We start from the raw sequence: 12,283 nt of genomic DNA, 5'->3' as shown, positions 1-12,283 counted from the left end.
TTGAGAGGCTTACCCCTTAAATTTTAGACGAAGTGGCTACAGTAGTTGTTGCAGAGCTCGATGAGGTAGGGAGAGTTGTGGAGGCACTTGTAGGCACCAACTCGGCTGCTGGCGCTCGATAATTCACTTCCAACATCACGATCTTATCCTTGCCGAATTTATCTCTGGCTTCAAATTTCATTATATTATAGCCCGGATAGAGGAGCAATTTTTCGTGAAAGTTGCCGGCCTCGTCAATGAAGATGGGCCGATCGTCAAGGCTGATGGCATTAATATTTTTAGCTACTCCATCAATAGAAAGGAAAGAGTCTGTAACAGTCTGACCGTTTTTCGGATTATTGATGATAATTTCCGGTCCCTCAAGGATCTTTCTGGCCTGAAAAAAAGCGTAGGAAAGAATGATAATGAAAAGTAAAACAACTACACTAGTCCGAAAGAGATGTTTGGCGTCACGTTGCATCGAATTCGCGACTATTCTTCAGTGGTTGGATTATCGGCGTAGCCAATTACTTGGCGAGGTTTGGCACCTTCGCCGGCACTGATGACTCCGCGTTCCTCAAGCATGTCTATTAAACGAGCGGCTCGCGCGTAACCGATTCGGAGCTTTCGCTGAAGATAGGAAGTGGAGGCTTTGCCGGCATGAACCACGATTTCTCGCGCCTCCTCATAGAGGTCGTCATCATCTCCGGGCTCATCATTGGCAAATCCGGAATCGAAGACTGGATCTTTAGTGGCGCTTTCACCAGCTTTATCGCCAGAGAGATTAATTTCTGACGGCAACTCATCCTTATAATTATCTTTCAAATATTTCACCAGTTTCTTCACTTCGCCTTCAGTGATATAAGCCGATTGAATTCGCTGTGGCATGGACATCTCGCCGGAGAGGTAGAGCATATCGCCGGCGCCTAATAATTTCTCGGCGCCGGGTCCATCAAGAATGGTTCGCGAGTCAATCTGGGAAGCCACTTGGAGAGCAATACGAGCCGGAATGTTCGCTTTAATTAAACCGGTGATGACGTTTACGGAAGGGCGCTGAGTAGAAAGCATCAAATGAATACCAACGGCGCGACTCATCTGGGCCAGTCGGACAATGGCCGATTCGAGTTCTCGCGGGTAAGTAGTCATGATATCGGCGAGCTCATCAATAATAATGACGATGTAGGGCATTGTTTCACCGCCTTTAATATTTTTGTGATAGGACTGGATGTCACGAACCGACTCCTTTTCTAAGATGTCGTAGCGTCGGTCCATTTCTTTGGCGGCCCATTTTAAGGAAAGAATAGCTTTCTTGGCGTCTGTAATTACTGGAGTAAGAAGGTGAGGAATCCCATTATAGAGAGTTAACTCCACTCTTTTTGGATCAATCATGATAAAGCGAAGGTTTTCCGGGGAATTTCGAAAAAGCAGAGAAGCGATAAGGGCGTGAATAGTCACCGATTTTCCGGAGCCGGTAGCTCCAGCAATCAAACAGTGCGGCATCTTGGCCACATTATCAAAATAGGATTTGCCGGAAATACCTTTGCCAAGAGAGACTAGCAGAGGTTTGTCAGAATTTTGGAACTCCTCGTTCGCCAGAAGGGAGCCTAAACCAACTGTTGTTTTAACGCTGTTTGGAATTTCAATTCCGACCAGTGATTTGCCGGGGATGGGAGCTTCGATGCGGATGGGATGTGCGGCCAGGGCCAGAGCTAGATTGTTTTGTAGACCAATAATTCTTGAAAGTTTTACTCCCTCAGCCGGTTTCAGAGCGTATCGAGTAATAGAAGGACCAATTGAGATCTCATCCATCTCCACATCAATGCCGAAGTTTTGGAGAGTGCGCTTGATGATGTTGGCGTTGGCTTTGATGTCGCCCACGCCAGGTTTACCGCGATCAGTTTCTAGAATAGAGAGGGGAGGAGGGACGAATTTCTTGCCGGAAGTGCCGAAAGATTTTGTCGAAAACTCAAAATCTTTCGGCACTTCCGTCTTCGTCATTCCCACAATCTTCTGCTCATTTTCTTTATTGTCATTCTTGACCTCTTTCTTTCCAAAAAAACTTTTTCCTTTAGCCGGCTTCTCTTCTTCCTCCTCTTTCTCATCCTCATCGCTTGCGGCAAAAAGATCGGAAGCCTTGATTACTAGGTCCTTCTCCTCTTCTTTATCTTTTCCTAATCTCTGGCGAAAATTCAAAAAAGAAAAATGCTCTCGTCTTAAAGTCGTATCAAAAATAATGAATAGGGAAATAAGAAAGAGAGCTATCAAAAAGATAAAACTGACATACGTATCAAACAGATTGATTAGAGGGGTAGAGATTAAACCGCCCACCACGCCGCCACTGTTTTCTTTGATTAAATTCAGAAGGCCTAGACTGGAGACAAACAATAAAAGACTGCCGATAATTCTAGTTAGGGCAAATCTCTCCATAACCGATCTGAAGAAAGTAATGCCAAGAAGACAGAGAACTAACGGAATTAAGAAATAGCCAACTGTCCCCAAAAGATAAGAGAATAATTCCCAAATCTTTACTCCGGCAATACCGCCAATGCCCAAAGAAGAAAGCAGAAAAAAAATGGCTAAGACGATAAAAACTACAGCCCAAACTCCGTGAGCAGTTTCTTTCTTCAGATTTTTCAAAATATTAAGGTTACTGTCTTTCTTCTCCTTATTTTTCTTTTTAGCCATTGAAGCTCTACAAAAGTAAATTTATGCTCTTATAATATCACGATTTCTCTCCTCTCCTCCGACAAGTCAGTTTTGAAATAGCTATTGCCTTTGTCGATTAAGTAATTGTGCTGGAGCGTTCCCGTTTTGACCTCCAGCGGAAGCGTAATTGCTTAATCGACAAATCCAAAAGGAGACTATTTACAAAACTCTTGTCCTATATATAATAGGACAATTATTTTTTCCATTCTAAAAGACATTTTAACTCAAAAGACATTCAAAAGGACATGGAACCGCAAAAGGACAAACAAAATGATCAGCCTAAAGAACTTAGCCTAAACGTTGAAAAACTGGCCTTTTTCAACAACAACGCCTATTTTGTCTTTTTGTATAAAAAATGTAAGAGCCTCTCAGCCGCTCTCTATATGGTAAGTGAACATTTTCCTGATCAAGAACCGCTTAAGTGGAATGTCCGGGAGAAAGCTACTCATATTCTAGAGGACAGTTTAGCGTTGCCGATTGCACACTCCGGCGACCGAAAAGGTATCGTAGACAATTTATTTCAATCAAGTCTGGAAATTCTTAGCTTTCTTGATCTGGCTAATTTGTCAGGTTTAATTTCTGAAACCAATAGAAAGATTTTGAGAAAAGAGTTTGAAAACCTCATTTCTTTAGTGGAGGGTAGGGAAGAATCTTTAAAAGTTCCTAGCAATTTTGTCTTGGACGAAGAGATGTTTAAGACCGAGCAATTACCGGCTGCTTGGAATTTAGATTCCAATCTGAAGTCGGAAGCCGAACTAAAGGACAAAGCTCAACATATGAAAAGCACAAAAGCTAAAGGACAATTTCGTTCGACCCCGATAAAAGACAAAAGTTCTCTAACAAAACCTTCTATTGACAAAACTATTGACAGACAAGCTGTGATTCTAGGGATGTTGCGAAAACAGAACAATCTCAGTATCAAGGACATCAGCCAATCCTTTGCTAATTGCAGCGAGAAGACTATTCAACGCGAACTTAGTCAGATGGTAGAGAAAGGTCTACTGAAAAAAGTTGGGGAACGACGCTGGAGTAAATATTCTTTAATTTAGATTTAGGCTTTGTCTGTTTAAACCAGGTAGAAACTTTTTATAGCTCGCGTATCCTTAAAAAGTCTTTAAATTGCCAAATCCCTCATTTTAATGTAATATTTAGGCAGAGGTTACGTCATTTTAAGCGGTTATCCACAAACTCTGGTTTGCAATAAAGGGCTTAAAATCATATACTTTATCTACCTAGAGCTAGGGAAACGTTCCTATCTAGGGGTTTTCCGTACTTGAATTTGCCCATACAGATCGACTTGGCACTTTGAAAATTAAATAAGTAGTAAAAATACACTTCTGAACGACCTTGTTCTCCCACGATTGATCTGAAAGAAATTCGGTCTTCATTTCGAAACTCTTCCCATTTGCTTTGTGTCGATCAATGAAGCAAAAGGATTAGTTTAGTATTCATTGAGCGATGAACGTTCACGTTTAATGGATACAAATTCTGCATGTCGAAAATTTATGCAGAACGGTTATTAAGTTAAGTTTAGTAACGATAATTTTCTCCAAATTAAAAACATTAGTATTAATTAACCGGAGAGAGTTATCAATTAACAAATTATTATGTCAACAAACACAAAGAAAGTTGTTGTTGCAGTCTTGGCTCTAGCCATGATGTTTGTCTCCATTGCGAGCGCCGACACCATGACTACTACCACTACTAGCACTACAACTACAGTTGCGGCTCCCTACACTTTCAGTTCAAACCTGACAGTAGGTAGTCGAGGAGCTGACGTTGTCGCTCTTCAGCAAATGTTGGTTGCTCACGGTTTCCTAGTAATGCCAGCTGGCGTTGCTTTCGGATACTTCGGCACCCTTACTCGAGCTGCTGTGGCCGCTTTCCAGGCTAGCGTGAATATTTCACCAGCCGCTGGATACTTCGGTCCTATCACTCGAGCTTACATTGCTGCTCATCCTGAACTCTTCACGGGTTCAAGCACTGGCGGTACAACTTCTTGCCCAGCAGGAATGACCTGTACTCCAAACAATACTGGCGTAACCTGCCCAGCAGGATACACCTGTACTCCAGTCGGAGGTACTACAACTACCTCAAGTGACGGAACATTAACCGTTACTCAGGGTCCTCCAGGTGGTAACAGCAACATTCAACAGAACGTTGATGTTCCAGTCTACGGACTTCAGCTTCGAGCACAGCTTGGTTCAGTTCGAGTAGATCGAATTGACCTCGATGTGAACGACAATGCTAGCGGTCAGACAGAAAACCCAGGCAACTTCATCAACAACGTTAAGATTTGGGATGGATCAACCGTTCTTCTCAACCGAAACGTAAGCTCTGCTGATTTTGTCACCGGTACTTCTTCAACTGACTACTACTTGCGACTTAGCGGTATCAATTTCATGGTACCTGCTAACACAACCAAGCTCTTGACCGTAAGCTTTAGCACTGCAGGCAGCATCGATACCAATCGAACCATCACCATCCGTGGTTATGGCGCTACCTCATTGCTTTACTACACAGGAGTAAATAACACTTCAAACTACGTTGATATTTCTGGAATGACTGTCGTTCAAATCTTCAGCAAACCAGGAAATTCAACCTTGATTGTCGGTGTTGATCAGTCAAACCCATTGTCATTGACTAACTACGTTGATGCTAAAGTTGGTACACAGAACAATCCTGTGACCCTCTTGGCCTTCAACACCAATACCACTCAGGGTACAACTCAGTTGACCCAGGTAACGGCTAACATCATGACAAACGGAACCGGTACTCCTCCAACCGGCGTTACTCTCTTCCAGGGAGCTACCCGATTGCAGTATCAACCAGTTCTTAGCGGTTCTTCAACAGTTACCTTCAACAACCTAGATCAGTTCAACAGCGGTACAACTAATGGTGGAAATGTCTACAGCATCAAAGCTGACTTCCCAGCCACATCCGCTTCAGGAACTATTGCTAGCGCCACGGTAACTTCAGTGACCTACAAGAATAGCAATGGAAATCAGCAGACTTCAAACTCTGTTGTAAGAGGAAATAATCAGTACGAATTCGGAGCTACACCAAACCTCCAGTTCGTATCAGCTGATTACACCAAGACCAACAACACCAGTGGTAACACCACCGCTGTTCAGGTCAACTTCCACTTCACTGCTACTCCTTACCCAGGTCAGGCTTTCGCCTACGCCGCTAACGGAAGTGACTTCGATGTCGTTGCTAGACATGCATCAAGTACGACTCTTGTAAACAAGAGCGTAGTGATCTCACCTACACCGACAAACAACATTCTTGCTCAAGGTCAGACGTATAACATTACCTTAACGGTAAACGATACTCAGACCGCAGCTGGAACGAACGTCTACTATGTCACTCGAGCTTCTTCAACTGTTCAAGATGTTAATGGTGCATTCCAGAACATCCAGCAGACTTGGGGCTTTGACAACTGGCATACAGACCCAGTCACTCGAACCTAGTCTACTTGTGATCAGAACTTGATTTATCAAGAGCTGATAGACACAAAAAGCCGCCCGAAAGGGCGGCTTTTTGTTTTATTTGCTAGAATTAAAGTAAGCTATGTTTGATAAGACCGCATTTAAATTCATTACCATCTTCCTAATCATTCTGCTTTTTAGCTTCACTCTGTTTATAGTCATTGGTCGCTATCAGCCAGTCTCTCCCGAAAGTCAGCTCTGTTGCACCGTAGAGAGCAATCAATAATAAAAAGGGCGGCCGTCAATTGACGGCCGCCCTTTTTCATCTCCTTCTTCATATTTCATGAAGATTTTAACTATCATTTAAAATCTTTTCACGGGTCATTCGCAATAATGACCGCATGAAAAAACAATTTAAAAAGATAGTTTTAGTTTTATTAACCGCAATTTTATTCCCGTTTTCTTTGTCGGCTTCCACTGTTGTTTCAAGTAGTACGCTCGACGTCAATACTACTTGGACTAAGGCCGAAAGTCCTTACCTTGTTAACAGCCCTCTTTACGTAACAGCTAGTTCTACGCTGGTAATAGAGCCAGGAGCAATAGTCAAATTCGGACAGGGAGCGAGTCTCACTATTGCCGGCGGTTTGGATGCTGTTGGTTCTTCCGCCAATAAAATTTATTTCACTTCAATAAATGACAATTCTGTCGGAGGGCGCACCGGAACCGGCAATCCAAGCGCCGGAGATTGGGGTGGTATTTCTTTTATTGAAAGCCCAATCACTTTTTCCTTACGGAATATTATGGTGAGATATTCTAATTCCGGATTTTTCCTTCTGCATTCCTTTGGAGATTTTCAAAATGTTCAGTTTGCTACAAGCTCAGGCGTCCTAACTTTAAACGGCAGTCAATTATCCGTAAACAATAGTCAATTTCAAAATATCTCCGGAGCAGCCTTTACCTCATATGGGAGCAGCACTCTTTCTTTTAATAATTCCAGTCTGGAGAACTCATCTGGCGGTTTCTCTGTCTACAATTCCAGCGCCCTGACTTTGGGTAGCTCAAGTATCAATAATATAAATGGCATATCGGCTTTTCTTGTCTTTAATGACTCGAAAGCTACCATCTCTAGTTCGACTATTCAGAATATAAACCCTACTTCCTATCAGGGAAGTATTACTGCTTACGATAATGGCGGACTTTCTATAAGTAATTCAAAGCTTTCCAATTTAAATGGCCTCTCGGCTCTCCTTATCTATCGAAATGAATCCTCTGAGGCTAATCTCACAAATAGTTTAGTTGATAAGGGCTTAGCTGATGGCCTGATGATATACAATGACAGCAAAATAAACATCTCTTCTTCCACGATCAGTCATTTTAAGAATAATGGCATTGAAGAATTCCTAAACGGCCAAGTCAATCTCACCAATAGTCAGATAATTAATAATGGGACTGGCCTTTCCTTCGCCGATCCCTCTCTGGTTGTTTCCACTAGCAGCATTCAAGAGAACAACAACGGTCTAATTTATACTGGTAGTCCGAGCTTGCTCGCCCAAAATATCTGGTGGGGAGATCAAAGCGGACCTTTCAACCAGAGTTCCAATCCCTCGGGCTCAGGCAACCAAGTTTCGGATAATGTTCTCTATAGTCCATGGCTTTCCACTGATCCGTTTGCCGGCGCTGCTACTTCTACTGCTTCAATCACCAGCGGTTCAAATGTTCTCTTCTTGCCGGGGCTGGAGGCCAGCCGTCTTTATAATCGGGGACTCTTGACCGAAAACCAGCTTTGGGAGCCGAATAGAAACGCCGACGCCGACAAATTAAAAATGGATAGTCACGGTGAGGCACTCGACCAAAGTATTTATACGCGGGATATTATCAACAAAACTAATGTCGGCTTCGGAATATTTGACAAAGATGTTTATCAAAAATTCTCGGATTTTATGAATACTCTGGTGACAGGGGGAACTATAAACGCTTGGGAAGCTGTTCCGTATGATTGGCGACGCGACTACAATGATCTGATCGTAAATGGAATTAAGTTAGCCAATAATCAATACATATCGCTTCCGGATGAAATTGATCGGCTAGCTTCCTCTTCCAAGAGCCACCAAGTAACGATTGTCGCTCACAGTAATGGCGGTCTTCTAGCCAAAGCCTTAATTGATTTTCTGAAAAAGAAAAATAAAGCCGGTTTGGTAGATCGTTTAGTGATGGTCGCTTCGCCGGAGCTTGGCACTCCGCAAGTCATCGGAGGATTGCTTCATGGTGATGAACAAAATTTACCGATTGGTCTAAGCAAATCCACTGCTCGAAGTTTGGGAGAGAATATGCCCGCGGCCTACAACCTTCTTCCAAATCAGAAATATTTTAACAAAACTAATACCCCGGTCGTTCAGTTTGACGCCTCAGTAAATAAAATAAATAACTTTCGGAAAATTTACGGCAACAATATTAATAATCTCTCGAACCTCTCCAGTTTTCTTCTGGCAAAAGACGGTCGAAGTAAACCATCTGAATTTGATATTTCAGATCCAAACGTTTTGAACCCCGGTCTTTTATCAAGTGCCAAAACCGTTCATAGCCAGCTTGATAACTGGACTCCTCCGACAGGTCTTCAGGTGGTAGAGGTTGCCGGTTGGGGCATCAATACTACCAATGGTCTGGAATACTTAGGTAAAGAGCATTGTCTTCTGGCGATTATTCCTTGTAGTTACGAGTTGGATCATCAGTTAATAAAAACTATGGATGGCGATGGAACGGTGGTTAGTGACAGCGTTAGTGAGACAGGCACCAAGCTTTATATGAATGTCAGAGATTACAACTCCAATAATAAACAAAATGCCAGTCACGCCTTTCTTCTGGAAACCAAACCGGTGGAGGAATTAATTGCCAACCTGATTAAGGGAACATCCTCTTTGCCGAGCTATATTTCTCTTAACAAACCAACGTCTAATAACAGCTCCAATCTGGAAATAAGTGTTCATTCTCCAGTTTCTATTGACGCCTATGACGCATTCGGTAATCACACCGGACTTACTAGCTCTAGCAGCCCTTCTACCGATCTTCAATTTACGGAGGAAAATATTCCAAACAGCTCTTATCAGGAAAATGGGGAAGGGAAATATCTTGATCTGCCGGACGGAGATTATCGTTTCAAGTTAAGCGGTTTAGATGTAGGTAGTTTTACTCTAGAGGAACGAAAGTTCGACGGCGACACCCAAATTATAGACAATCTTTTCGCTGATCTTCCGGTGACGCCGATGACTAGCGCCGAATTGGTAATTTCCTCGACTTCCTCTCCATCATCTCCTCCAGTCCTACTGATTGATGAGGACGGTGACGGGATAATAGATGCGAGCAGCACAGCCTCTACCGAAATTGATCCCGCTTATTACTTAACATTAATTAGAAAACTTGTTTTAAGTTTGGATATTTCGGAAAACCTTCGCAGTAAAATTTTAAACAAAATCGATGACTTACTAAAATTAATTAATAAAGGTAAAATTAAAAATGCTACTAAGAAAATTAAGGCGTTTAATGCCACGCTTGAAGCAAAAATGAGTAAACATGGCAAACATCAAAAAATTTCCAAAGCTGACGCGCAAGCCTTAATCGATTTGCTCAATCAGCTTTTGGATAGCCTGAATTCAAATTCATGAACGAATCTTTTCATCAGTTAGCCAAAAGAAGTAATTATTGGATTTCAGTAACTCTCGGCTTGATTGTTATTATTCTTGCTACCGGCTTCCTTTACGACAATTTGTTTTACTCTAACGAACTTCCCTCCAAAACCATTCTCTTAATCCAAAAAGTCTGTTTCTTGCTCGGTTTGTGCGGTTTCTTAACAGCCATGACTTTAACGGCAAGATTCTCTAGGGTTTTTCGGGCAAAAATTTTAATCGGAACTCTAATTTATCTTCCCTTAGCCGGCTTCCTATATTACGCCTACCACCAACAAACCGGCTGCTGGGCCATCTGCTTTGATCCGGGATTGGTTTATCTGGGGATATCATTATTCTTATTTGTGCTAATAATGCTGACGGCAGCCTATTGGCAAAACCGAAAGATTCTTCAAAATCCGGCGTCTAAATAGCTGAATTTATTCATTTATTTGAGCTATAATTAAGGTATGGAAAATAAAGTATCTCAAGGAGAGGATAGGCAGATTTTCTATAACATGCTCATCCCCGGCGGCGCCTTTTTGATCGTGGCCATTATTCTTGGTTGGATTTTAATTAAAGTAAACGGCAGCCTGCCCCGAACTATTACTTTTTCGGGAGCAGTGCTCGTGGCGCTCGCGAGTTTCCGGATGATTCGAGGTGCAACTTATGACAAGATTTTGCGCTGGAAGCGGGAACTCTTTCAATACGACAAGACTATCGTTGAGGCAGTGGAAGGCGGGGAGAAGATGGTTGTCAAGACTCGTGTCAAGCCCGGAATTCGCCGCGCTATTGCCGAGACCATTGAGTGTGTCTGGTGTACTGGTTGGTGGACGACTATGATTGCGCTATTTTTGTATTACTTATCTCCGGTTACTTATATCGTTCTTTTACTCTTGGCTCTTTCTGGAGTCGCCTCCTTTATTCAACTTTGCGCTAATGTGGCTGGTAATAAATATGAAATCTTAGAGAAAGAGAAAGAGAAAGAGAAAGAGAATGAAAGAATGGGAAAATAATAATAATTGACACATTTTCTTTTTTGACTATACTAATTTTTACAAGGCCAAAGACAAGAGGCGATGGAGAGAAAACCAGATAAGCCCTCTCGAGGTAAAGGCAAAAACCGCAGGTTTTTGCTTCTCAATTCCGCGCCTTCGCGGATTTTTTGTTGGAGCCTTAAGGTCGAGAATAGCTATAAGCTGAAATAAAATGCCTATCTCAAAAAATAAAAAGCAGGAGATTTTAAAGAAGGTGACTGATGCGGTCAAAACCGCCAAGTCAGTAGTCTTTGTAAACTTTCACGGTCTTGGCGTGGCTGACTCAACGGCCGTGCGCCGAGAACTCCGAAGTAAAGGAGTCAATTATATGGTGGCCAAGAAAACGCTGACTAAGAAGGCTTTGGAAGGAGAGAAATTTGAAGGGGAAATGCCATTGTTAGAAGGGGAATTAGGACTTGCCTTCGGCGACGACTTACTGTCGCCGGCTCGAGAAATTTATGAATTTCAGAAGAAATTTGATCAGAAACTCTCTATTCTTGGCGGCATCTTTGAAGGGAAATACAAAGGCAAAGAAGAAATGCTTTCCATTGCTTCCATTCCGCCGCTTCAAACTCTCTATGCTCAGTTCGTAAATATTATTAACTCACCGATTGCCGGATTAGTCGTATCCTTGAATGCAATCGCCGATAAAAAACAATCATAAAACTATGGCAGACGAAAATAAAAATGCAGCAGTTGCTACCGAAGAGAAAGTAGAAACTCCTGCTCAGTTTAAATCTTTAGTAGAAAGCGTCGAGAAGATGACTGTATTGGAACTTCATGAATTAGTAAAATTCTTGGAGAAGAAATTCGGAGTCTCGGCTCAAGCAGTAGCTGTGGCCGGCCCCGCTGCGGGCGCCGCTCCAGCGGAAGAGAAGAGCACCTTCAACGTTCATCTGGCCGATGGCGGAGCTAATAAAATCGCTGTTATTAAGGTGGTGAAAGAAGTGCTTACTCTAGGTCTCAAAGAAGCGAAAGATTTGGTAGATGCCGCCCCAGCCCTTCTTAAGGAGGGAATGAAAAAGGAAGAAGCGGAAGAAGTAAAGAAGAAAATTGAGGAAGCCGGAGGAAAGGTAGAATTGAAGTAAGTTTTTTCAAAGTAATCAGAAAAAGCAAAAGGCGCCGCACGGCGCCTTTTCTTTTTAAGATTATCGGTTTGCAAATCTCTTTCTAATTTGCTAATACATTCTATTAGAATGAAATCTAAATTTCCTGAAAGCGAGCCGGCTAAAGTACGAATCCGAAAGTCAAGAAAAATGAAATGTTCTTCAGAATCCAAAACTGCTGCTGAAACGCCCCACTTGGCCGCCGCAGGCAGCCTAACACGCACCAAGGCTCTTCTTTTAGCTGCTCTGCGGGTTTGGGAATTAAAACATCGAATTTCTCATGACCCGTATCACCAACCTCGCTAGTCGAGGTTTTTAATTTGTGCAAAACACCTTTGTGTTCTGGGGAGTTTTCAGTATCATAA

At 42.5% G+C, this 12,283-nt stretch carries 11 protein-coding genes; 9 read left to right on the top strand and 2 right to left on the bottom strand.

The window, feature by feature from the left end:
- Positions 1-16: 16 nt before the first annotated feature.
- Positions 17-460 (bottom strand): hypothetical protein, encoded by a 444-nt coding sequence (locus tag VFA52_02885; protein ID HZS43138.1) that lies wholly within the window; start codon positions 458-460, stop codon positions 17-19.
- An 11-nt stretch (positions 461-471) separates the two neighbouring features.
- Positions 472-2,664 carry a DNA translocase FtsK 4TM domain-containing protein gene (locus VFA52_02880; protein HZS43137.1) on the bottom strand — a complete coding sequence of 731 codons (2,193 nt, stop codon included), beginning with the start codon at positions 2,662-2,664 and terminating at the stop codon, positions 472-474.
- Between the two features lie 266 nt (positions 2,665-2,930).
- Between VFA52_02880 and VFA52_02875 the strand changes: the two genes are divergently transcribed.
- The 9 genes from VFA52_02875 (at position 2,931) to VFA52_02835 (ending at position 12,224) form a co-directional block, all read left to right on the top strand.
- On the top strand, positions 2,931-3,734 hold the full coding sequence (locus VFA52_02875; GenBank protein ID HZS43136.1) for a DeoR family transcriptional regulator: 804 nt from the start codon (positions 2,931-2,933) through the stop codon (positions 3,732-3,734).
- 558 nt (positions 3,735-4,292) lie between these two features.
- Positions 4,293-6,158: a peptidoglycan-binding protein gene (locus VFA52_02870; GenBank protein ID HZS43135.1), complete on the top strand. Its 1,866-nt coding sequence runs from the start codon at positions 4,293-4,295 to the stop codon at positions 6,156-6,158.
- 100 nt (positions 6,159-6,258) lie between these two features.
- Positions 6,259-6,402: a hypothetical protein gene (locus VFA52_02865; GenBank protein ID HZS43134.1), complete on the top strand. Its 144-nt coding sequence runs from the start codon at positions 6,259-6,261 to the stop codon at positions 6,400-6,402.
- Positions 6,403-6,517: 115 nt separating this feature from the next.
- Positions 6,518-9,775, top strand: coding sequence for a right-handed parallel beta-helix repeat-containing protein (locus VFA52_02860; GenBank protein HZS43133.1), 3,258 nt, complete (start codon positions 6,518-6,520; stop codon positions 9,773-9,775).
- Positions 9,772-10,209, top strand: a complete 438-nt coding sequence (locus VFA52_02855) for a hypothetical protein (protein HZS43132.1) — start codon at positions 9,772-9,774, stop codon at positions 10,207-10,209. Before VFA52_02860 ends, VFA52_02855 begins: the two co-directional genes overlap by 4 nt.
- A 36-nt stretch (positions 10,210-10,245) precedes the next feature.
- Positions 10,246-10,791 (top strand): DUF1360 domain-containing protein, encoded by a 546-nt coding sequence (locus VFA52_02850; protein ID HZS43131.1) that lies wholly within the window; start codon positions 10,246-10,248, stop codon positions 10,789-10,791.
- Positions 10,792-10,984: 193 nt separating this feature from the next.
- Complete coding sequence (gene rplJ, locus VFA52_02845) at positions 10,985-11,476, top strand: 50S ribosomal protein L10 (protein HZS43130.1); 492 nt, start codon at positions 10,985-10,987, stop codon at positions 11,474-11,476.
- Between the two features lie 4 nt (positions 11,477-11,480).
- Positions 11,481-11,900, top strand: a complete 420-nt coding sequence (gene rplL / locus VFA52_02840; GenBank protein ID HZS43129.1) for a 50S ribosomal protein L7/L12 — start codon at positions 11,481-11,483, stop codon at positions 11,898-11,900.
- A gap of 108 nt (positions 11,901-12,008) precedes the next feature.
- Positions 12,009-12,224: a hypothetical protein gene (locus tag VFA52_02835; protein HZS43128.1), complete on the top strand. Its 216-nt coding sequence runs from the start codon at positions 12,009-12,011 to the stop codon at positions 12,222-12,224.
- The last annotated feature ends 59 nt before the right edge of the window (positions 12,225-12,283 follow it).

Source organism: Candidatus Paceibacterota bacterium, assembly GCA_035652395.1.
In the GTDB taxonomy this organism is placed as follows: domain Bacteria; phylum Patescibacteriota; class Minisyncoccia; order Phycocordibacterales; family CAJBRS01; genus JADGRH01.
Note: the sequence above shows the minus strand (reverse complement) of the source record. Positions and strands in the feature narration are given on the sequence as shown.